Genomic DNA, 22,968 nt, shown 5'->3' on the forward strand with positions numbered 1-22,968 from the left:
ATCAGATGTTAAAGTGTAAAAGTAAGCGAAGCATTTCATTTGAGAAATGTTCGGGAAAGGGATATTTAAGGGGAAAAATAAAAGCAGCCCCTGTACAGGTGACTGCTTTTATGGTGTATGCGGAGCTTACGTTTAGTAACCTCTTGATGTTGTTTTTTCGATGTAATTGATAAATGCGCGGTTAGATACGCGGTTACCGCCCTGAGTTGGGTAGTTCCCGGTGAAATACCAGTCTCCTTTGTTATGCGGACAGGCGTCGTGCAGGCCTTCCAGAGTCTGGTAAATAATTTCCACATCGGCATGTACCTGACTGTCTTTCAGCATTGAAGCAATTTTATGGCTGATCTCTTCATCGGTAAAGGATGCATAGATCGCTTTTACAAAATTCTCCTGGTGCAAAGTGCCATTCTGCTGAGCTGCTTTACAGGCATCGTAGGTATCCTGGATCACGTGCTCCATTCCGGTGTCTTTCAGTAACCCGATTGCGGCCTGGAATGCGATAAAATCACCCATCTTGCTCATGTCGATGCCGTAACAGTCGGGATAGCGGATCTGCGGAGCAGACGATACGATGATGATCTTTTTGGGTCCGAGGCGATCCAGCATTTTGATAATGCTCTGGCGCAGGGTGGTACCGCGTACGATCGAATCGTCGATCACCACGAGTGTATCCACTCCTTTTTGTACCGTACCATAAGTGATATCGTATACGTGCTGTACCATTTCATCACGCGAAGCATCTTCGGTAATGAAGGTGCGCATTTTCACGTCTTTGATGGCCAGTTTTTCGATGCGTACCCGGCGGCTGATCAGCTCAGACATTTCTTCCGGAGTCATTTCCGCTCCTTTGGTAAGGATGCGCTGAAGTTTGATATCTTTCAGGTAATCTTCCAGTCCTTTGATCAACCCGTAAAATGCAGTTTCTGCGGTATTCGGGATAAAGGATACGATCGTGTTTTTAAGATCGTTGTTGAGTTTGCGCAATACAGATCCTGCAAGATTGCGGCCGAGCTGCATACGCTCTTTGTAAATGTCTGCGTCGCTGCCGCGGCTGAAATAGATTCTTTCGAAGCTGCATGCCGTATAAGCCCGTGGTGCAAGTATTTCGGTATGTCTGAAGTTGCCGGAGGCATCTACGATAATCGCATGGCCCGGTTTCAGTTCATGTACGTCTTCGATTGATACATTGAAAGTGGTCATGATCGCAGGACGTTCGGAGGCAACGACCACCACCTCGTCATTTTTGTAGAAAAATGCGGGACGGATACCGTTCGGGTCGCGCATTACAAAGCTATCCCCGTTACCGATAAGACCGCTGCATACATATCCGCCATCAAACAGGCTTGTGGATTCGCGCAGGATATTTTCCACATCCAGGGCGGCAGGGTTCTTTGCGTCTTCTTTTTTAAGGAAATGGTGGATCGTCTCAATCATCGCCCCGAGGTCGCTGCCTGCAGGAGTGGTGATATCCGGCTGTACTTTGCTGAGGATGTCCTCTGTGTTTACGAGGTTGAAGTTACCCGCCATCATCAGGTTGCGGGTAGGATTAATGTCAGACTTGATAAACGGATGACAGAAGTTGACATCATTTTTACCCTGGGTTCCGTAGCGGAGATGCCCGAGTAATACTTCTCCCATAAAAGGAAGGTACCCTTTGAGCAGACCCGGGTGGTTACTGATTTCAGGGTGAGCCGTTTCGAGTTCGGCTACCTGACCATGTATGTCCTGGAAAATACGGGCAATCGCACCGGCACCATTCAGGCGCATCCGGTGCATAAACTGATATCCCGGTTCCGTATTAAGTTTTACCGTAGCAACACCCGCACCATCCTGGCCGCGGTTATGTTGTTTTTCCATCAGCAGATACAGCTTATTCAGCGCGTAAAAAGAACTTCCGTATTTCTGGCGGTAATAAGTAAACGGTTTCAGCAATCTGATATAAGCTAAACCGCATTCGTGTTTAATTGCGTCCGACATGAGGCGGCAAAATTAGGACGTATTTTACTAATAAAAACATATCGATTTCTTAATGACGTGCCGATAAAAAAATACGCCGATAGCTGTAAGCTATCGGCGTATCGGAACAATGTTCCTTTTTTAGAAGTTGTAAGAAGCTCCGCCCATAAACCAGCGCGTCGGCATGGTGCTTCCGAGCAGGTCGGAATAGCGGATATTGCCGATGTTGTTGCAGCTGGCGTAAACGCTGAGCTGAGACAGGATACGCAGTCCCACACGCGCATTGAATACGGCATAAGACGAGGTGATCTCCGCATTGATCCCCTTGGCCATTTGCGGATTCCGCTCTTTATAGATCATATTGCCGGAAAGACTCAACCGGCCGAATTGGTACATTACCGTGCTTTGGATCAGCGTTTTAGCATGAGCGATAATATAGAATGACGGAACGGGGTCGTTGCTCGTGGAGCGCATCAGTGTAATCCCGGCATTGACATAAATGCTCTGATTTTTAGAAAGTTGTTTCTGGAAAGTGGCCTCGAATTCCATGCCTTTGGTTTTTACCTGTTTCAGGTTTTTGGCTAGGGCGTATGTTCCTGAAGGATCGAGGTTCGTCTGGCGGGGCATATCGGCATACGGCGTGGTTACCCAGTCGATTACGTTATCCTGACTGCGGTAGAACGCGGTTCCGCTCAGTTTGAGGTATTGTGCAACATTGAGGGTTGCTCCTGCTTCGTAGCTCCAGGATTGTTCCGCTGTAAGATCGGGATTGCCGATGCTGCCGCTTTTTACCAGTGTTTTATTGTAGTTGTTATAGCGCTCGGTGAAATCGGCACTGCGGGTAGCGCGCCCGGCGGTACCACGGAAGGTAATGATTCCGGCATTGTACGATGCATTCAGCTGCGGTATGAGTGCAAAGCCGTAATTACCATCATAGTCGGCACGCAGGCTGCCACTCAGGTTAAGATGCTCATAATGATACAACAGGGTTCCGAAACCGGCAATCTGGCCTGTCTGGTGGTTACCGCGATCGTTGGAACGAATAACCCTCAGTGAGCTCTGTGCACCTCCGGCGATATCAAATCCGTGGCTGAGCGACAACGTGTACAGGTATTGCGCCATTGCATATTTTGATTTGTTTTCATTGGCGGTTGAAACGGAATTGTACAGATAGTTGTCCGAAGCATTTTTAAACACCGCATCTATCTCATGGGAGTGCCTGTTTTTATGCTGCTTCAACTGAGCCTGGGCCCAGGCTGTGCTTACTTTTTCGGTTGCAGTATCGCTGGCAAATGTGGTGTAGAAGTTCTGTGCGGCGAAATCACGATTGTCGTAAGATCCGCGCAGGGCCATTTTCCAGTTGTTTGCCATATCAGCAGATACCGATCCGCTGACAGTATTGTTATGAATGTACCCGCGGTTGTCACCCCGCAGCAGCTGACCTGTGGTATTGTTGCTCAATACACCTAACGCAGCTTTCACACGCCCTTTTGCGTATTGCACGCCGGCGTCCGTATTCCAGAAATTATACTCACCACCGGAGGCTTTTACCACACCGTGCAGGCCGGATGCGGTGTCTTGTGCCGCGAATGTTTTGGTGATCACATGAATTACGCCACCTACCGCTTCGGCTCCGTAAACCGCAGCAGCAGGACCTCTCAGTACCTCAATGCGCAGGATTTCCGAAGGTGCTACAGGAATGTAGCTGTTGAAGTGTCCGGTGATCGGATCATTGATCTTTACGCCGTCCAGCAGAATCAGTACCTGCTGATAGGTGCCGCCACGCAGCACGATATCGCTTTGCGCACCCATAGGTCCGCGGGCCTGTACCTCTACTCCGGGCACATACTTCAGCAGTTCGTCCAGAGACTGTACCGGAAGCTGACGGAACATGGCTCCGTCGATCACACTAATGTTTCTGCCGGTTTCGTTTACCTTCTGCGCAACGCGCGAAGTGGTCACCGATACCGGATTCAGATCTACGCCTGCCTGGGCTTTTACCAGGAAGGGGCTGAGGGCGCAAATCGGAAGTAGCAGTTTTTTCATTTTTGTCTGAATTTGGTTTTTTGCGCGGCGAATTTAGGGGAACAAAATTTAATCGCTTTTAAGGTATCGGAACCCCCCGCTAGCACTTTACTTGTTACATTTGTACACATGAATCGCAGATCCGTGCTAATTGTTTGTAACCGAGTTCCTTACCCATTGAAAGATGGGGGAGCGCTCGCTATGTACGCAATGATACAGGGATGGCAGGAGCAGGGATGGGAGGTCCATGTGTTGGCTATGAATACATCACGTCATCGTGTTGCGCATGCGCAACTTCCGGAACTGTTCCGGCAGATCGCTTCGTTTGAGATGGTGGATGTAGACACAGATATTCGCTGGAGCCGGGTATTCGGTAATCTGATGCTTTCCCGGAAACCGGAACATGCACAGCGCTTTTTTAAAAAGGAGTTTGCCCGTCGTCTTAAAGTACTTGTACAGCAGGTGCGTCCGGCACTGATTCAGTTTGAAAGTATTTACCTGCACGAATATATGCCTGAGTTGCGCAGGATATCCGGGGATGCGCTCATCGTACAAAGGTTGCATAATGTGGAACATGAGATATGGGCCCGCCTTGCCCGTCAGACAACCGGCGCGCTCAAAAAAGCATATCTCGAAAATCTTGCACGTCGTATCGCGGTGTACGAACGGCAGGTCTGGTCGGAGTGCGATGCCGTTATACCGATCACACAGAAAGATGCAGATTATATCCGCCACAGTAATATCGATACGCCTCAGATAGTTATTCCTTACGGCATGCATTGGAGCGATACGGAGAGTGAAATTCCGGGCGGCCGCTGGAAGGCCTACCATATAGGAGCTATGGATTGGAAGCCAAACGCTGAAGCGATGGATTGGATGCGGGATGCGATTGTACCTGCCGTGCAGGCAAGAGTGAAGGAATTTACTTTTGACTTTGCGGGAAGGAGCATGCCTGAACGTTTTCTGAACCGGGAGCAAAGCAGTTCCTTCAATTGCTGCGGTGAGGTGGCCGATGCCCAGGCATTCATAGCAGATAAGCAGATACTCATTGTTCCTTTAAAATCAGGCTCCGGCTTACGGGTGAAAACACTCGAGGCGATGGCTGCAGGCAAACTCGTCATCAGCACTTCGGTTGGTATACAGGGCATTGATGCGCTGGACAATATTCACTTCCTCAAAGCGGATACCGCTTCGGAATTTGCGGATAAGCTGGAATGGGTAATGCAGCACCCGCAGGCCGCTCAACGTATTGTGGCAAATGCCAAAGACCTGCTGCGCGCACATCATAGTCTGCCTGCGCTCATGCAGCAACTCTCGGTTTTTACAGATACGCTTTTTGTCAGTCAGCATAAGAAAACAGTCACTGTTTCCTAAACAAAGCAAAATGAAAATATTTTCTGCTCCTCAGATAAAAGCATGTGATGCTTACACGATCCATGCTGAGGGAATCTCCTCTTCCGACCTTGTGGAACGGGCAGCGAACGCCTGTGCCACGCATATACGTCAGTATTTCAGCACTGATACTCCGTTTGTGTTTCTATGCGGTATGGGTAATAACGGGGCAGACGGACTCGCGCTTGCCAGGATCCTGATGCAGTACGGATATGGCATCAAGGTGTTTGTGATACAGCACAGAGATCAGGGTACACCCGAATACAAGAGTAACCTCAATCAGATACTTAAGGTAAACGCCGCATTGGTGGATTATGTGGCTCCCGAATCTTTTCTTGCAGACTTTCACCCTCAGGTGGTGATTATAGATGCAATACTCGGTGTGGGATTATCGAGACCTATCCAGGGGTGGCTTGCAGATTTTTTCGCGCATATCAATCAGTTGCCTAATTTCAAAATAGCGATCGATGTACCTTCCGGACTTCCTGCCGATAATGCATTGCCTGCCGATCATGCAGTGATGCGCGTCAACGAAACTTTGTCTTTTCAATTTCTGAAACGTGGTTTTCTGCATGCTGAAACCGCCGGATATGCCGGGCTAATCACCCTGTTGGACATCGGTCTGCATCCTACTTTCATTGAAGCGACGCATACGCATTACTCCACGATAGAATCGCCGGATATGGCCCGGCTTATTACGCCAAGAGATCCGTTTACGTATAAAAACAGGAAGGGGCACTTATTTGTTGCGGCAGGCAGTAAAGGGAAAACGGGTGCACTGATTCTTTCGTCTAAAGCTGCGCTGCGCTCGGGCGCCGGACTGGTCACGGGCATCATACCGGAGGCCTGTTACCATGCTTATCAGAGTTCGGTTCCGGAAGCTATGTGCATTGTTGCAGGCGACGATACATTGAACGACTTTCCTTTGCCGGAGACGGCAACGGCTTGTGTGCTGGGTATGGGTATGGGCACCGATGCTGCTACCGCAGAAGCATTTGCGCAATTCATGGCAACCTGTGAACTGCCTTGTGTTTTTGATGCCGATGCGCTGAATCTGCTGGCGGCACATCCCGACCTGTTACATAAAATTCCGGAACGATCTGTGCTGACACCGCATGTAGGAGAATGTGACCGTCTGTTTGGTGTTTCGCAGAACAGCATGCAGCGGGTGGAACATGTGCGTATGCAGGCGATGCGCTATAAAGTGTGTATTGTATTGAAGGGTCGCTATACCGTGATTGCCACGCCGGAAGGCGACTGTTTTTACAATACCACCGGCAATGCCGGAATGGCGAAGGCGGGAAGCGGTGATGTACTGAGCGGACTTATCGGAGGCTTGCTTGCGAAGGGGCATACTGCTGTTGAAGCAGCTTTGCTGGGTGTGCATCTGCATGGCATCGCAGGAGATATCGCAGCGGGTTTTATGGGACAGGAAGCGATGAATGCAGGAGATCTCGTATTGCAGCTGCCTGCCGCCTGGCAAAAGTTAGCAAAAATGTAAATTTCGTTCATGTTATTTGCTATTGCATCTTACTGCTATTACATTTGATTTATTGAAACGAATACAAAATGGAAAAAGAAAAATCAAAAGTGCTTCTGGTAGAAGACGATACGAACTTCGGGCTTGTACTCAAGAACTTTTTAGAATTAAATGACCTTATTGTGGAACTGTGCCGCGACGGTATTCTGGGGCTGGCAGCATTCCGCCGTGAGAAGTTTGATATATGTCTGCTGGATGTGATGATGCCTAATATGGATGGCTTTACACTGGCAGAAGAGATCCGCAATGTAGACCCGGATGTACCTTTGTTCTTCCTGTCTGCGAAAAGCATGAAGGATGATATCCTTAACGGCTATAAACTCGGTGCAGATGATTACATCACGAAACCTTTTGACAGTGACGTGTTGCTGCACAAAATCAAAGCCGTATTAAAACGTAATCAGGAACTGAATGAGAAGCAACATTCACAAACTGAGTTTAAGATCGGTAAATACGAATTCAACAGCAAGATCCGTTCACTCACTGCGGAAGGGAATACACAAACACTTTCTCCGAAGGAGAATGAGTTGCTGCTGATGCTTGCAGAATATAAAAATGACCTGCTGCCCCGCGAGCAGGCTCTGAAACGTATCTGGGGCAGTGATACCTATTTTAACGGCAGAAGTATGGATGTGTATATCGCAAAATTGCGCAAATACCTGAAGGATGATTCTGCTGTAGAGATCGTGAACATTCACGGTATGGGCTTCCGTCTGGTGGTTCCTGAAAGTTAATGTTCCTTTTTTTCTAAAATCGAAAGCGCCGTCATTTGATCATGACGGCGCTTTTTTTTTAGTCGATAAATTTATGTTCCCAATCTTTCCGTGGTATCATGCAGGCTGCGTCGTAAGGCCACCAGCGTTTCCGGTTGCGTGCCACCCAGCGATAAACCCGATCCCTCAATGATCGTGGCAGCAGCATCAGTAGTGCGGCAAGCCGGTAAATCCCTCCGAGTGCAACAATTGTTTTGAGTGCAGCGGTGGATTCATGATAATACTTTCCGCCGGTAACCAGGATCACACTGTCACTGGCTGCCACCGCAGCCGGTGCGGAAAGCAGCAGTTCCCTGCCTTTTTCGGATTGCAGTGAGCCAAAACGGAACAGGTCTTTGCTGTCGCGGCGCAATACCCATTGTACTGCCCGGTTGCAGAGACTGCAATCCCCGTCAAACAACAATATATATGATCCGCGTTCTGTAATCACGACATTTTATCTATATACCAGAGCAACTCGGAGAGAAACAGCTGCGCCCTTTTGTCGGTTGCTTCCTTATCTGCAGGTGTTCCCTGCTCGTCGAATGTTTTTTCCACAGTGGGTACGGGAAACATTGCAGGAACCATCAGCGCACCGATCTTCCACAGAGAAAACAGCAATGATGTGATCACTTGTGTTCCGGCAAACGGGCCTGCAGAAACCATTGATATCCCGATCGGTTTACGCTTCCATTGTTCCACCAGCAGGTCGATCACGTTTTTCAGGCTGGCCGGGTAGCCGCCGTTATATTCAGGTGTTACGATCAGTACGCCGTCTGCTTTTTCAATTTTTTCGGCAAAGGAAACTGCAGCGGGTAAAGGGTTTTCCTGGAATTTCAGGCGCTCTTCAAATACGGGGAAGCGGTATTCGTTCAGGTCGAGTATTTCAGTGGTTGCGAGCTGCCTGCTTTCGATAAAGTTTTTGAAGTATTGCGCTACGCGCGGACTTTTGGCGCCTTTACGTACACTGGCGGAGATGATTACGATATGTTTCATTTAGGTGGTGTGTGTTGTCCGATATTAATTTTGCTTCAGGTTTACGTAATTGTCGAGCACCTGTTTGGCTATCCGGATATTACGGTCTCTCCATCCATCTGAAGGATCGGAATCTGAAGGGATATCAATATTTTCAGCAAAGAAATATACGTAATTGCGCTCCCCGGCTTTATTCATGGAGCCTTTCATCTCTTTTACCTTTATTTCATACTCTGCAAATCCGACCACCCATAACAGTGAATTGTTGCCGTTCCGGCCCCAGCCTGTTTTATAATACATCTTCCTGCCACCCTCTGTTTCATGCAGCATCAGGCTGCGGACGATACGCTGCGTGCGGTCGCTCAGCGGAAGCTCATCAAAATAGAGTCTTTTCATAAGGCCCACTTGTTCGTCCGCCGAAATTTTCAGCGATCCGTCTGTCCAGCAGGTGCTTACAGAATCGCCCAGTTTTTTATTTCCGTAATTGAGCGTATCCAGCATATGCTGCAGGCGCTCACGGCCAATGCGGCGTGCCAGTTCTTTAAAGTACGGTTCCGAGCTTGTTTCGAATGCTTCTCTCAGCGTCAGGTCTTTCTCCCATTCAGGTTTTCCGGTAGCAATTCCATCCCAGGGGATAACAAATTTATCATCCTGCAGGATACCGAGCTCAAGGCCGGCAAGCGACAATACGATTTTAAATGTTGATGCGGGGCTCAGGTGCTGTGTATCGCGGTTAAGGTTGTAATAGGCCACAGCATCATGGGCCTGATCCCGTAAAATAATTCCTCCATCCAGTGCTTTTGCGGCGGAGAAGAAGCCAGCCCATTCTTTGTGTTCTTTAATGCGTGCGTCCCGGCAGGAGGCGTTCAATAACAGGATGGCAAGCAGAGAGATTGCAGATAATTGCTTCATATTTAGTACCCAGATATTCCGTTCCGCGAAGATAGCGCATAATCGGCTGGCACATGGCCAAGGTTTATTTTGAGTATGCGTACCGCTTAGGGCTGTTTTTATGTCGTTTTTTAGTTGATTTGCAGGGTGAATCTTTCATTTTTCATAGCACGGCGGTACCTGGTGAAGCAAAAAGGATCTTTTTCCTCTTTCATCATCAAGCTTGCTATTGTAGCCACTGCGCTCAGTGTGGCTGTGATGATCACGTCTGTTTGCATCATCGGTGGATTTAAAAGTGTGATCCGGGACAAGATCTATAGTTTCTGGGGACATGTGCTGGTGGTGCCTTACAATGAGAATCCCGGCAATATCATCGCTCCGGATCCGATAAAGGCTTCACCTGAGCTGGAACAGAAGATCCGTTCTTACCAGGGGGTGCGGCAATTGAGCAGGTTTATTGTCAGGCCTGCTATTGTGCAAGGTAAAGGCCAGATGGAAGGTATTAAGCTTAAAGGGATTGGTCCCGACTACCGCTGGAGCCCTTCATTGAATCTGCATGGGCGGGCGATCGGTTTTTCTGATACCGATTACGCACGGCAGATTGTGATTTCACAGACCACCGCAGATAAATTATCCCTTCACGCGGGCGACTCGGTATTCATCTATTTTCTCGAATCGGGATCAGCATTACCGCGTATCCGGAAACTGGCGATTTCCGGTATATATCATACAGGATTCGATGATGTGGACCGCTATCTCGGAGTGGTGGATATCCGGCTGCTGCAACGGATCAACAACTGGAGCCCGGATCAGATCAACGGATACCAGGTGGAGTTGCAGGACGAAAGCTATTCCGAGTCTGTGTCTGACAAGATCTTCAAAGGTTCGGAATTAAATACGCAGACGATTGCGGATACATTTCCGGGCATTATGGACTGGCTGGGTGTTCAGGATCTGAGTGTGCGCATTTTGCTGATCATCATGGCCATAGTAGCGACAATCAGTATGGGAGCAGCACTGCTGATTCTGATTGTGGAGCGTGCCACCATCACGGGGCTGCTCAAAGCGCTGGGGCTGAACAACAGCGGTACACAAAAGATCTTTCTGTATATCGCATTGCTGACGGGCGGCATGGGTGTGCTATTGGGAAATGTACTGGCATTAGGGCTATGTATCGCGCAGCAGCATTTCGGTTTTTTGAAAATGGACGAAGCAACCTATTTCATGGATCGCGTTCCGGTGCGTATACAGATTCCCTACATCATCGCTGTGGATGTCGCCACGCTCGTGATAACGGTTATCTGTATGCTCATTCCCACTATTTACGTACGCAGGATGCAACCGGCCAGGGTATTGCAATTCAAATAAAAAAGCACTGCCGGAGCAGTGCCTGAGCATTATATATTACCGATCAGCTTTTTCAGATAGGCGCCGTATCCGCTCTTCATATAGATACCTGCCAGTTTATCCATTTGCTCATCGTTTATCCATTGATTCCGGTATGCGATCTCCTCGATACAGCCTATTTTCATTCCCTGGCGTTTTTCGATCACATGAATAAATTCGCCCGCTTCCATCAGTGAATCAAATGTGCCGGTATCCAGCCATGCCGTACCTCTGCGTAATACTCCTACCTCCAGTTTGCCGCGCTCCAGGTAAATCCTGTTTACATCTGTAATTTCCAGTTCTCCGCGGGGAGACGGTTGAATAGATTTGGCGATAGATACCACATCATTATCATAGAAGTACAGACCCGGAACAGCGTAGTTCGATTTTGGCTGAGCCGGTTTTTCCTCGATGCTTATAGCTTTGAAGTCCTTATCAAATTCCACTACACCGTAACGTTCAGGATCCTGAACCTGGTAAGCGAATACCACACCACCATCGGGGCTGGTTTTTGTTTTCAGGAAAGTTCCCATACCTGCGCCGTAAAAAATATTGTCGCCCAGGATCAATGCCACGGGATCATTTCCGATGAAATCGGCACCAAGTATAAAAGCCTGCGCCAGTCCGTCGGGACTTGGCTGAACGACATATTCAAACCGGCAACCGATAGCGCTGCCATCTCCGAGCAACTTGCGGAAGCCCGCCTGATCGTCCGGTGTGGTGATGATCAGAATTTCGCGGATACCTGCCAGCATCAGTGTACTGAGCGGATAATAGATCATCGGCTTATCATACACCGGCATCAGTTGTTTGCTGACTGCAATCGTCAATGGATAAAGCCGCGTGCCGGAGCCGCCCGCGAGAATAATGCCTTTCATAATTTATGGTTCAAAGTTTTTCAAAATCGAATACTTATCCAGCGCTCAATAACCTGGTCGGGAAAAGCGGTACGTTATTTTCAGTGGCTGTATTGCTGAGTGTAATATTTCTGGTAATCCCCGCTGGTAACGTGATTCAGCCATTCCTCATTTTCAAGGTACCAGTCAATGGTACGGGAAAGACCTTCTTCAAAAGTTACGGAAGGAGCCCAGCCCAGTTCTTTATTGATCTTCGTCGCATCAATTGCATAACGCTTATCGTGGCCGGGGCGATCTTTTACATATGTGATCAATTGAGCGGAAGTGCCTTCGGACCGTCCCAGCTTTTCATCCATTTTGTTGCAAAGCAGTTTCACGAGTTCAATATTCTGCCACTCGTTAAAGCCACCGATATTGTACGTCTCTGCATTTCTCCCATCATGAAATACGGTATCAATTGCTCTTGCATGGTCGATCACGTACAGCCAGTCGCGGGTATACTTCCCGTCGCCATATACCGGGAGCGGACGGTTATTGCGGATATTATTGATGAACAGCGGAATCAGTTTCTCCGGAAAATGGTTCGGTCCGTAGTTGTTGGAGCAGTTTGTGAGGACGAAAGGAAGCCCATATGTATTTCCGTAAGCGCGCACAAGGTGATCGGATGCCGCTTTGGATGCCGAATACGGACTTTGCGGGTCGTAAGGTGTAGTCTCTGTGAAGAAACCTGTTTCGCCGAGTGAGCCATACACCTCATCCGTGGAGACGTGGTAAAAGCGTTTGCCTTCAAAATTGTTTTTCCAGCTGTCCAGTGCGGCGTTGAGCAGGTTGGCGGTTCCCATTACATTCGTTTGCACAAACGCATTGGGGTTGGTAATCGAGCGGTCCACATGGCTTTCCGCGGCAAGGTGGATCACACCGTCCGGGTTAGATTGCGCGAACAGGGCACGGATGGCGGCCTCGTCGCATATGTCTGCCTTTTCGAAATGATAATTCGCAGCCTGTTCAATATCTTTCAGATTCTCCAGGTTGCCTGCATAGGTGAGGGCATCCAGGTTGATAATACGGTAGTCGGGGTATTTATTTACAAACAACCTTACCACGTGCGAGCCGATGAAGCCCGCACCTCCGGTAATAATCAGGGTTTTTTTCATGCGACAAAAATAGCAAACGCTATAATAAAGTGAGGAGTTTTTAATTTGACAGCGCCGGAACTTTTATTGTCCTGGGGTTCAGGCATTTGATTCATTGAGTGCGCGCCATAATGCGTCTTTCAGCTCTGTGATTCCTTTTCCAGTAGCGGAGGAAATAAAATAATGCGGAATTCCTTCAGGAAGCGTGTTTGCGATCTCTGTTTCCAACTCTTCATCCAGCATATCGCTTTTGCTGATCGCCAGGATGATTGTCTTGTCCAGCAACTCCGGGTTAAATTCCTCCAGTTCTTTGAGCAGGATGTAGAATTGCGCGGAATGATCGGGGCAGTCAGCCGGTATCATAAACAGCAATACGGAGTTGCGCTCGATGTGGCGCAGGAAACGGTGTCCGAGTCCTTTCCCTTCTGCAGCACCTTCTATAATTCCCGGCAGATCGGCCATACAGAACGATTTATCATCTCTGTAGGGCACAATACCTAATTGCGGTGTAAGCGTTGTAAAGGCGTAATCGGCAATTTTAGGGCGCGCTGCGCTTACCGCAGATAAAAGTGTGCTTTTTCCGGCATTGGGGAAGCCAACAAGTCCCACGTCTGCCAGCACTTTGAGCTCCAGGTATTTCCAGCCTTCTATGCCGGGCTCACCGGGTTGTGCATAATCCGGCACCTGGTTCGTCGGGGTGGCAAAGTGGGCATTGCCCAGTCCCCCCCGCCCGCCGCGCAGCCATACCACTTCCTGTCCGTGTTCCAGTACTTCAGCTTCCTGTTCTCCGGTTTCTTCGTCGTAGGCTACGGTGCCTAAGGGTACTTCAATAATAATGTCTTTACCATCGCGTCCGGTCATATTGCTTTTGCCACCTTTCTGACCGTCTTCGGCGAGAATATTCTTGTGGTAGCGCAGATGCAGCAAGGTCCAGAGCTGCGCATTGCCGCGCAATATAATATGAGCGCCTCTTCCGCCGTCTCCACCATCTACTCCTGCCTGGGCATTGTATTTGGTGCGGGCAAAATGCACGTTTCCTGCCCCTCCTTTGCCGGAGTGACAGAAGACACGTATAAAATCTACAAAGTTTGCTTTCTCCACTATTCCGGTAATATCACTTTATCAATCTCAGCACTCAGCGCAGCGAAAATCTCTTCTACCGTACCCAATCCGTTGATACGCTCCACTTTTCCCTGTGCATCGTAATGAGAAGCAACGATCTCGGTTTTGGCGCGGTATTCTTCCACACGTTTTTTCACTACTTCCTCCGTGTCATCGGCACGGCCTGAAGTCTCTGCGCGATGCAGGATGCGTTTTGTCAGTTCTTCGTCGGGCACTTCAAGCGCGAGCACCAGACTGATCGGGGTGTTCTTGAATTCGAGTAGTTTATCAAGAGCAATCGCCTGTTGTTTGGTGCGTGGGAATCCGTCGAAGATAAAACCGCGCACGTGCGGATTCTCGTCTATTTTGGTGCTGATCATACCGATCACCACTTCGTCCGGTACCAGCATTCCCTGGTCCATGAATTTCTTCGCTTCCACTCCCAATGGGGTTTTGCGGGCAACTTCATCGCGTAACAGGTCTCCGGTGGAAATGTGCTGCAGGTTGTATTTCTGAAGCAGGTTTGCAGACTGCGTGCCTTTACCACTTCCGGGAGGGCCAAACAAAATCAGGTTGAACATAAAATATATAATAGTATAAGAGCAGGCAAAATTAAGCATCCCTGTCGTAAAAAGGCCGGGTCGCACCATAAATGTGCTAATTACGTATGGATCGGCTTCGTACAGAGTGCATTCGATTGCCGGTTGTGGGATCCTGCGGGCTGTATCCGTTCCGGATTACAATCCCAAAAGCGCAAGTTCTGTTCCGGATAATTCCCTCCATGTGCCGGGCAGCATTTCCTGTATATTCAATTCTCCTACGCTATACCGTACAAGACGTAAGGTGGGAAATCCGACAGCGGCGGTCATTTTTCTTACCTGCCTGTTCTTGCCTTCTGTAATTGTGAGCGAGATCCAGGAAGTGGGAATATTTTTCCGGAAGCGGATCGGAGGATTTCTTTCCGGAAGTTCCGGTTCTGCCGGAAGCCTTTTCGCAATTGCGGGCTTTGTTGCATGTTGCTTTCCGTCTACGCTGATCGTAACACCTTTGTTTAACTGATGCAATGCGTCATCGCTTACTGTTCCTTCCACCTGTACATAGTAAGTACGTTTGTGACCGAAGCGGGGTTCGAGCAAACGATGTGTCAGAGTCTTATCGTTCGATAACAACAAAAGACCTTCGCTGTCATAATCAAGTCGCCCCACAGGGTAAACATCTTTGCCGATTCCTTCGAAAAAATCTGCGAGTGTTTTTTTTGTTCCTTCCGGAGAAAACTGCGAAAGCACCTGAAAGGGTTTGTAAAACAGATATGTGTGTGGCATAAAAAATGGTGTCGCTGAAGATGTGCTTCCCGTAAGGTTTCCGGCTGATAAAAAAAGCCCGGAGAGTGTTGTGGACTTCCGGGCTTTTGTATAAGGATGGGTTAGTAAGTTCAATCCTTACACAATATTAAAGATATTATTTGGTGAAAAAAATTATTAGAGAATTTTTTTTTTGATTGTTGAAAACGTGTGAACAACTGTGCGTGTATAAAAGCTGCGATCGAAAGCCGGCGATAGCATCGCTGAAAGATCGTTTCCGCAACGATGCAATGAATATGCGATCGGATTTTTTATTGAGGACCATTGGTCATCATACGCTGGAAGCTGCTGTACGCTACTGTTTCAGATGCTTGTGCATTTAATTGCGTACAGAGAAGTGGTATCCTTTTCCTTTAAGTGTGATGAGCTCCACGCCGCAATCATTACCAAAATATTCTCTGAGCTTACGCACGTATACATCCAGATTCCGGGAATGAAAAAAAGAGTCGTCTCCCCAAACGAGTTGTAATAATTTTCTCCTGTCGATCACCTGATTCTGGTGCATGCATAGTACGTTCAATATCTCTGCTTCACGATTGGATAATTTGATGACCGTTTGTTTGTGTTGCAACTCAAGTCGCGATGGAATATACAGAAGCGAGCCAAGCTGAATATCCGATACACCTTCGTTGTTGCCTGTCTGTTTATTCTGTGAGAGACGGATCTGGTTGTCGATACGCACCATCAGTTCTTCCATGCTGAAAGGCTTGCGTATATAGTCTGTGCCGCCGGAAGAGAATCCGGATACAACATCTGTAGTCTGACTTTTTGCAGTAATGAAGATGATCGGCAATGCAGGGTACAGATTGTGGATCATAGAGCCGAGGCTGAATCCGTCGATCGCAGGCAACATCACATCCAGCAGGCACAGGTCCGGACCAAAGCTGCTGATCACGTCCAGTATGCGTCCGCCATCTTCGCGGTGCATCACCTCATAACCCCTGGAGCTCAGAGTCTCTGATACGATACGCGCCATTGAAAGCTCGTCTTCTATGTAGAGGATTTTCGTCTTCATGATGCAACATTTAAAGGTAGGGTGATTTCAAATGCTGCACCGCCGCCAGGGATGTTGAACTGCCGTATATTTCCCTGATGCGCTTCTGCGACGTATTTAGCGTAGTTCAGTCCCAGTCCGTATCCCTTAACATCATGCACGTCACCGGAGGGTACACGGAAGAAACGTTCAAAAATTTTATTGCTGAAAGCCGGAGGTATTCCTGCTCCGTCATCGGAAATGGTAAGCTTTGTTTCAACGGCATCACTATGGATGCCGACGTGGATGTTGCCACCGCCGTATTTAAGGGCATTGTCAATGATGTTGTACACTAATCCCTGCAGGTGGGTTTTGTCTCCGTGTACCACAGCAGTTTTTCCGTCGGAATCGAACATGACGTGCTTGTGCTTTTCGCGGAAAAGCGGCTGCATGTTTTTCAGCAGTTGTTGTGTCATCGACGTAATATCGACACGGTCATATTGCATGTGCAAACGACCGTCTTCCAATTGCACATTGCTCAATACATTGTTCACAAGTGTTTCCAGCCTGTCTATTTCCCAGCCCGCCATCTGCAGGTAATCCCGGGTTTTTACCGGATCTTCTATCCCGTCAAATTTTGCCAGTGCTTCGATAGCAACCTTAGCTGTGGCAACAGGCGTTTTTAATTCGTGCGACATATTGCTGATAAAGTTGTCTTTGTGGGCATTCAGTAACAGCTGTTTTCTGAGTGTCGCATAAGCCAGTACAAATGCTCCGCTGCACAGGCATATCAGCAGGGCTACAAACCCTATTTCAGGACCTATCTTTTTAAGCAGGAATTTATTGTAATTATCTACAGACAGATAATAACCCAGTTTCGTGTCCAGCACGATCGCGCGCGTGGTGTCTGTTTGGCGGTCTGCACGAAGATGAAAGGCAGAGTCCGCAACTTTATTGAATACACGCAACAGTTTTCCTGAATCCATAAACGCGATATTTTCCGCCAGATTCGGGTCAAGGCGGATCATATACCGTTTGATACCGTTTTCCATTTCGCCTGTTACTTCGTTGGCGTGAGCAGCGATTTCTTTTTGGGTGGCTTCGGACAGGCTGTCCTGATTGCCGAAAGAAACAGTTGTTGTTCTGTTGATCGTTGCAACGGTTTGTATTCTGGTTGAAGGCGTATCCTGGAGGAGCAGTGTATCGGCAGGCAGGGATGTCGTAAACTCGATATGAATTGCAGAGTCGATCATTTGTTCGCGCGTTTTGCCGAGCAACTCATTCAGGTTGTCCGCGAGGATCTGATGTTCATCCTTATACTGGGCGATCAGCCATTTTACACTGAACTGGATGAGCAGCAGAATACTGAAGACCATCATGAGTCCTATCAGCTGCAATCGTTTTCTGTACTTCTGTTTCATAGAATGATTTCTGATGCAAAGAAATTATAAGTGCGTCTATTGCTGCTTCCGATTAACCTTAATTAACCATAATTGGTCAGGCATTAACCTGTTGCCCGAAAACGTGCGGATACTTTTGTTCCATCACACTAAAAATACAAAAGCTATGAAACGAATTATTACGATGACGATTCTCCTGAACGTATATGCTTACACCGGTAAAGCCCAGCAATCGGGTATTGTACATTACGACAGGGTCATTCATATGAAACCCGGAAACATGGATGATATACCCGAAAACATCCGTGCGCTGATGCCGAAAGAAACTACGGAAAAGAAAATCCTGCTATTCACTCCTGCACGCTCTCTGTACAAAAATGATGCAGTGAAGGAGGCGCCACCCCAGGAGTTGTCCGCAGGTGGGATGGTCATCCGCATGCAGACAAGTACAACAGAGGAATCTTTATTCCGCGATTTTGACGCGAAGCATCAGGTGTTTCAGCAAGAACTTGTGGGCCGGACTTTCCTTATTTCGGATGAATGGCCGGAAGCGAAATGGAAAATGACCGGTAACCAGAAATCAATACTCGGTCACCCCGTTATGGAAGCTACTACAGTGAAAGATAAGGATACCATCACTGCCTGGTTTACGACTGACTTTCCGGTGCCTGCCGGGCCGGAATATATAGGCGGATTGCCGGGTCTCATTCTTGAAGCCAGTTTTGGCGACAATATGAGCGTGAAGGCTACGGCAATAGAAGCAGGCGACGCGGGACTTGAGAAAAAAATAAAGGAACCGACAAGGGGTAAGAAAGTTACCAGCCAACAGTTTGCAGAAATTCAGCGTCAGAAGAGCGCAGAGATGAAAAGTCAGTTCAGCGGCGCAGGAACAGATGTTGTAATACAGACTATCGGTAACTAAATCATTTATATTTCATGAAACACATCCTGATCCTGCTTTTCATTGCAGGGAGCACTTCTATTGCCCATGCATCCCAGCTTTCGGGAAAAGTGACCGATGAGCAGGGTAAGCAGATTGCCAATGCTACGGTCGCCTTACTGCATCCCGAAGACTCAACGATGGAAACCTTCGCCATTTCTCAGTCCAATGGCCTGTTCCTGATAAAAGACGCACCGGAGGGAGATTTCCTGTTGCAGATCTCACTGGTGGGCTATTATACATACTATCAGAAACTGCACGTTGGGAAGGAGGCCGGTCAGTCTGTTCCGGATGTCGCACTTGAGGATAATATTGCCGCTCATCAACTGGGCGAAGTCGTAATTGCAGGCGATAAAATTCCGGTAAGATTGAAAGGCGATACCGTTGAGTACAATGCGGGCTCCTATCGTGTAAAGCCGAACGCTCCTGTGGAAGAGCTGCTGCGCCAGCTTCCCGGTGTGGAGGTTGACGAAGCGGGTAACATCAAGTCGATGGGTAAAGATGTGAACAAAGTGTTGGTAGACGGTAAGGAGTTCTTTGGGAATGATCCAAAGGTGGCAACAAAGAATTTACCTGCCGATGCCGTGAGTCATGTACAGACATTCGGAAAGAAATCGGACCAGACCGAGTTTACGGGTATTGATGACGGAAAGCGGGATCAGACAATCAATCTCGTATTGAAAGACGGGAAACACGGTGGCTACTTCGGGAATGTGGAAGCCGGCGTCGGGAGCAATCAACGCTATGAAGGCGCAGCACGTGTGTTCCGGTTTCAACCCAAGGAGCAACTCGCGGGCATAGGCATGCTGAATAATATCAATCAGACAGGGTTCAGTTTTAACGATTACCTCAGCTTCAATGGCGGTTTATCCGCGCTGGGCGGCGGCGGTCGTGTGGATATGAGCAGTGACGATATTCCGATGAATTTCGGTCAGCAGCCTTCCGGAAACGTGAGTTCCGGGGTGCTGGGACTCAACTACACGTATGAGCCAAGACCTAAAAACCGTTTAAACATAAGCTATCTCTCCAACACCACTACCAAGGATGTTACGAACAACACGTTCTCCAGGAACTACCTGCCGTCCGGTGCGACATACACTACCAATGAGTACGATCAGCGCAACAATAACGATCTGGCTAACCGGCTCAGTATGCGCTGGCGCAACGACCTTGATTCTCTGAACCAGATAACCGTGCAGGCAAAAGGGCAGGTTAAAAATAAAAACGCAACGTCGGATGCCTTGGCCAGATCGTATAGCGATGCGGCTTTACAGAATCAACTGCAGGATCATTCTTCGGGTGTCGGGAATGTAATTGACCTGACTACGGAAGCTTCCTATGTGCATAAAGCCCGCCGATTGGGTAATCTGTTTCAGATGTATGGAAGCCAGGGGTATTCAGGTGCAATTGATCACGCGGAATGGACCAATGTTACTGAGTTTCTGAACACTCCCGGGTCAATCGTCAATCAGCAATACCGGCAAAACCATAACACCAAGGAAGTATCCACATTCGATGTAAATACCACAAGAGCTTTGGGCGGACTGCTTTTTTTACAGCCGGGTATCAACTTCGTTTACCGGAAAGAGCAGCTGAATCGTAGTCAGGGACTTCTGAGCGATCAGAAGAATGAGATCGACTCTCTGAGTCCGCACTTCCGCAATGACGTATACCAGATCACTCCCGGGATGAGCCTGAAATACAGCAGTTCAAAACTTCAATGGAATATAAATGTACAGGGACAATGGGTGAGTATGAATCCGGCCACAAGGTCCATGAACATCAGTTCACGGGATTACAGGTACCTGTTACCATCTTTTTACTGGCGGAAAGAATTTCCGGGCCATCATAATGTGAGTGCAGAATACAGTACGCAGATCAACACACCGGCTCCAAACCAGATGATACCCGTTACCTACTATACAAGCCCCTTATCCGCTATCACCGGAAACCTGAACCTGAAACCCGAATACCGGCATAACCTGATGTTGACTTACCAGATGTTCGACCAGTTTTCCATGAGTTCGTTATTTGCTTATGTGAATGCGTCTTACACGCAGGATAAGATCAATACTTCCCGGACGATACTGCCGGATCTGCGTCAGCGCATACTATGGGTGAACACCTCTTATATGGCTGATCTCAACGGCCGGCTTTCCTACAGCCGCCCTATAAAGCCGCTTCGTATCACGTACAGCATCGAAGCGGGTGAAACGATATCCCGTTCTGTGAGCCCGATCAATGACGTGCAGAACACGAATACCAATTTCACGCACGAACTCAGCATGAACATCTCCAACAGACACCGGGAGGCGTGGACGGTGCGCCTTGGCGGTACGGCGCGTATCACCGATTCCCGCTATTCGGTGAACACAAATCAGAATGCAATTTATGGCGTATACAGCGGTTCCGGAACGATCAGCTGGCAATCGGGTAAGCATTGGTTTGCGCAGGTGTCCGCAGATATTACGCGGTATACCGGAAGTGGCTTTTCCGATCAGATAACGGTGCCTCTGGTGAAAGCGGAGCTGACCCGTTTTTTGCTGAAGAATGAGCGCGCAAGTATCACACTGAAGGGTTTCGATCTGCTGAACAGGAATCAGTCTGTGGTAAGGGCGGCAGAGCAGAATTATCTAGTGGAACAACGATCCAATATTCTTTCCAGATATTTCATGATCGTCTTGAACTATAAATTAAATAAGGTAGGCAAACACAACCCGGGAGGTATTGAAATCAATTAAGGCGGTGGCCGTTTTTCATCATTCTAAGCATACGGCCGCCAGCTGATATTGATATTGTGGCATTTTCTGAACGTGTATCCGTCTCGTAGTTCATAGCAGCCGGACCGGTATTCTTACCAGTCCGGCTTTGTAATTATATGCTGAGTGAACGGATGCATTGCTCCCGGACAGACCAGAGCTGATCCGGACTGAGCGCATGTTCCGGATTCGATTCCAGCCACATTCTGAGAATCGCCTTGTGATAGGCTACTTTAAATTCCGTGATCTGTGAAGGCAGTATCTCCAGTTCCTCCATAAGGTCAGGCACAAATTGTTCCGGACCGGATTGCACCGTGGTAATATCCAGAATTTCGCCGTTGATCTTTAAATAGCAATGTGCTTCGGGAATATATTGCAAACGGTTAGCCTTCAATACATCTTTCACTTTGGGGGTATTTGTTCCGTTCATCCTGAAAATCCCGATGAACAGCCCGATCTCATCCCAGTCATGTTCCAGCGCAAGGGTTTTCAGGATAGCATGCTTTGTGCTGCAGGTGGCACAACCATCCGTAAATATTGTTTCGGGACGATGCTTATCCGGATTGCGGCCATAAGGTAGTTGCCGGATAAAGTCTGCAGCGGTATGCAGATCATTCAGACCGCGATTTCTGAATATGTCGGATATGGGTCCGTCTGCTGTAATCCTGTATCTGTGCTGTGTGAGATCTGTTGTGAACCGCTTATTGTTTGTGCTCATCAGCCGGATTTTTAATAACAGCAGTAAGAGAGTACACCATTGGTATATGATTGCCCAGCTTTTTCACGCGGAATTTTCCCGGTTCAACCTCCTCCAGTCCGGGAAGGCAATTGTAAGGCGAGTAATCATATTCCCTGAAGCTTTCGATGCTCAATCCGTTTTTAAGCAATGCGCTGATCACTTCGGCAAGACCATGATTCCAGCCCACTGATTGTTGTTGCATCGCTCCGTTTCTGTCGGCATAGCTGCCGCTGATCGTTTCCACAATCGGATCACTGTTACTGTAGTTGTAGGCCACGTGATCGAAATTGTCGTCGAACATCCACACAACGGGATGGAATTCCGCGAAAATAAATTTCCCGTTTGTCTTCAGAAAGCGGCTTACCACGGATGCCCACTTGTCAATATCGGGCAACCAGCCGATGGTTCCGTAGCTGGTGAATACGTAGTCGAATTGTTTGTCGAGATGCTGCGGAAGATCATACAGGTTGCAGCAGATAAATGTGGCCGGAATCGCCAGATCTTCGCTCAGCTTTGTTGCTGTTTCAATTGCTTTGTCGGAAAAGTCTACGCCCGTGACTTCGGCTCCCATGCGTGCGAGCGAAAGCGTGTCCTGGCCGAAATGGCATTGCAGGTGCAATACCGACTTACCGCTCACATCGCCGAGCAGTGCGAGCTCAATTTCCTTTAACGAGTTCTGCCCTTTTAAAAAGCTGCCCATATCATAAAATGCAGAATCGATATGCAATTCTGTCCGGGCATTCCAGAGCGCCTTATTAATGGCTATATAGTCCATATGTTTTGTATTT

Annotated in this window: 20 protein-coding genes; 6 read left to right on the forward strand and 14 right to left on the reverse strand. The window is 48.3% G+C overall.

What is annotated here, in order from left to right:
• Positions 1 to 132: 132 nt before the first annotated feature.
• Positions 133 to 1,977: an amidophosphoribosyltransferase gene (locus tag ABD846_RS01810; protein ID WP_344822071.1), complete on the reverse strand. Its 1,845-nt coding sequence runs from the start codon at positions 1,975 to 1,977 to the stop codon at positions 133 to 135.
• Between the two features lie 120 nt (positions 1,978 to 2,097).
• Positions 2,098 to 4,002 (reverse strand): TonB-dependent receptor plug domain-containing protein, encoded by a 1,905-nt coding sequence (locus ABD846_RS01815; protein WP_344822073.1) that lies wholly within the window; start codon positions 4,000 to 4,002, stop codon positions 2,098 to 2,100.
• A gap of 108 nt (positions 4,003 to 4,110) precedes the next feature.
• On the opposite strand from ABD846_RS01815, the gene ABD846_RS01820 reads away from it, so the two are divergent.
• The 3 genes from ABD846_RS01820 to ABD846_RS01830 all read left to right on the forward strand — a co-directional run bounded on the left by ABD846_RS01820 (position 4,111) and on the right by ABD846_RS01830 (position 7,647).
• Positions 4,111 to 5,355, forward strand: a complete 1,245-nt coding sequence (locus ABD846_RS01820) for a glycosyltransferase family 4 protein (protein WP_344822075.1) — start codon at positions 4,111 to 4,113, stop codon at positions 5,353 to 5,355.
• A gap of 10 nt (positions 5,356 to 5,365) precedes the next feature.
• Positions 5,366 to 6,874 carry an NAD(P)H-hydrate dehydratase gene (locus ABD846_RS01825; RefSeq protein ID WP_344822077.1) on the forward strand — a complete coding sequence of 503 codons (1,509 nt, stop codon included), beginning with the start codon at positions 5,366 to 5,368 and terminating at the stop codon, positions 6,872 to 6,874.
• 68 nt (positions 6,875 to 6,942) lie between these two features.
• Positions 6,943 to 7,647 (forward strand): response regulator transcription factor, encoded by a 705-nt coding sequence (locus ABD846_RS01830; RefSeq protein WP_344822079.1) that lies wholly within the window; start codon positions 6,943 to 6,945, stop codon positions 7,645 to 7,647.
• Between the two features lie 58 nt (positions 7,648 to 7,705).
• Here the strand turns inward: ABD846_RS01830 and ABD846_RS01835 are convergent, their stop codons facing one another.
• From ABD846_RS01835 to ABD846_RS01845, 3 genes are read right to left on the reverse strand one after another with little or no spacing between them, the layout of a single operon-like run.
• Positions 7,706 to 8,116 carry a thiol-disulfide oxidoreductase DCC family protein gene (locus ABD846_RS01835; RefSeq protein ID WP_344822081.1) on the reverse strand — a complete coding sequence of 137 codons (411 nt, stop codon included), beginning with the start codon at positions 8,114 to 8,116 and terminating at the stop codon, positions 7,706 to 7,708.
• Complete coding sequence (locus ABD846_RS01840; protein ID WP_344822083.1) at positions 8,113 to 8,661, reverse strand: NADPH-dependent FMN reductase; 549 nt, start codon at positions 8,659 to 8,661, stop codon at positions 8,113 to 8,115. The genes ABD846_RS01835 and ABD846_RS01840 overlap by 4 nt, the downstream gene beginning before the upstream one ends.
• Positions 8,662 to 8,685: 24 nt before the next feature.
• On the reverse strand, positions 8,686 to 9,552 hold the full coding sequence (locus tag ABD846_RS01845) for a penicillin-binding transpeptidase domain-containing protein (protein WP_344822085.1): 867 nt from the start codon (positions 9,550 to 9,552) through the stop codon (positions 8,686 to 8,688).
• Positions 9,553 to 9,714: 162 nt separating this feature from the next.
• On the opposite strand from ABD846_RS01845, the gene ABD846_RS01850 reads away from it, so the two are divergent.
• On the forward strand, positions 9,715 to 10,899 hold the full coding sequence (locus ABD846_RS01850) for an ABC transporter permease (RefSeq protein WP_344822087.1): 1,185 nt from the start codon (positions 9,715 to 9,717) through the stop codon (positions 10,897 to 10,899).
• Positions 10,900 to 10,928: 29 nt separating this feature from the next.
• Here ABD846_RS01850 and rfbA read toward each other — a convergent pair whose 3' ends face one another.
• The 7 genes from rfbA to ABD846_RS01885 form a co-directional block, all read right to left on the reverse strand.
• On the reverse strand, positions 10,929 to 11,795 hold the full coding sequence (rfbA, locus tag ABD846_RS01855; RefSeq protein WP_344822089.1) for a glucose-1-phosphate thymidylyltransferase RfbA: 867 nt from the start codon (positions 11,793 to 11,795) through the stop codon (positions 10,929 to 10,931).
• An 80-nt stretch (positions 11,796 to 11,875) separates the two neighbouring features.
• Positions 11,876 to 12,928: a dTDP-glucose 4,6-dehydratase gene (gene rfbB, locus ABD846_RS01860; protein WP_344822091.1), complete on the reverse strand. Its 1,053-nt coding sequence runs from the start codon at positions 12,926 to 12,928 to the stop codon at positions 11,876 to 11,878.
• A 78-nt stretch (positions 12,929 to 13,006) separates the two neighbouring features.
• A complete protein-coding gene (obgE, locus tag ABD846_RS01865; RefSeq protein ID WP_344822093.1) occupies positions 13,007 to 14,008 on the reverse strand; it encodes a GTPase ObgE in 1,002 nt (333 codons plus the stop codon).
• A complete protein-coding gene (locus ABD846_RS01870; protein ID WP_344822096.1) occupies positions 14,008 to 14,589 on the reverse strand; it encodes an adenylate kinase in 582 nt (193 codons plus the stop codon). Before ABD846_RS01870 ends, obgE begins: the two co-directional genes overlap by 1 nt.
• A gap of 156 nt (positions 14,590 to 14,745) precedes the next feature.
• On the reverse strand, positions 14,746 to 15,330 hold the full coding sequence (locus ABD846_RS01875) for a pseudouridine synthase (protein WP_344822098.1): 585 nt from the start codon (positions 15,328 to 15,330) through the stop codon (positions 14,746 to 14,748).
• A 358-nt stretch (positions 15,331 to 15,688) separates the two neighbouring features.
• Positions 15,689 to 16,384, reverse strand: coding sequence for a response regulator transcription factor (locus ABD846_RS01880; protein WP_344822100.1), 696 nt, complete (start codon positions 16,382 to 16,384; stop codon positions 15,689 to 15,691).
• Positions 16,381 to 17,763: a sensor histidine kinase gene (locus tag ABD846_RS01885; protein WP_344822102.1), complete on the reverse strand. Its 1,383-nt coding sequence runs from the start codon at positions 17,761 to 17,763 to the stop codon at positions 16,381 to 16,383. The genes ABD846_RS01880 and ABD846_RS01885 overlap by 4 nt, the downstream gene beginning before the upstream one ends.
• A gap of 145 nt (positions 17,764 to 17,908) precedes the next feature.
• Between ABD846_RS01885 and ABD846_RS01890 the strand changes: the two genes are divergently transcribed.
• Together ABD846_RS01890 and ABD846_RS01895 are read left to right on the forward strand one after the other, a co-directional pair.
• Positions 17,909 to 18,664: a GLPGLI family protein gene (locus tag ABD846_RS01890; RefSeq protein ID WP_344822104.1), complete on the forward strand. Its 756-nt coding sequence runs from the start codon at positions 17,909 to 17,911 to the stop codon at positions 18,662 to 18,664.
• Positions 18,665 to 18,678: 14 nt separating this feature from the next.
• Positions 18,679 to 21,423 carry an outer membrane beta-barrel protein gene (locus tag ABD846_RS01895; protein ID WP_344822106.1) on the forward strand — a complete coding sequence of 915 codons (2,745 nt, stop codon included), beginning with the start codon at positions 18,679 to 18,681 and terminating at the stop codon, positions 21,421 to 21,423.
• Between the two features lie 133 nt (positions 21,424 to 21,556).
• Here the strand turns inward: ABD846_RS01895 and ABD846_RS01900 are convergent, their stop codons facing one another.
• Together ABD846_RS01900 and ABD846_RS01905 are read right to left on the reverse strand one after the other, a co-directional pair.
• On the reverse strand, positions 21,557 to 22,159 hold the full coding sequence (locus ABD846_RS01900; RefSeq protein ID WP_344822108.1) for a hypothetical protein: 603 nt from the start codon (positions 22,157 to 22,159) through the stop codon (positions 21,557 to 21,559).
• On the reverse strand, positions 22,143 to 22,955 hold the full coding sequence (locus ABD846_RS01905) for a class I SAM-dependent methyltransferase (protein ID WP_344822110.1): 813 nt from the start codon (positions 22,953 to 22,955) through the stop codon (positions 22,143 to 22,145). The genes ABD846_RS01900 and ABD846_RS01905 overlap by 17 nt, the downstream gene beginning before the upstream one ends.
• Between the last annotated feature and the right edge of the window lie 13 nt (positions 22,956 to 22,968).

Source organism: Rurimicrobium arvi, assembly GCF_039540495.1.
In the GTDB taxonomy this organism is placed as follows: Bacteria; Bacteroidota; Bacteroidia; order Chitinophagales; family Chitinophagaceae; genus Rurimicrobium; species Rurimicrobium arvi.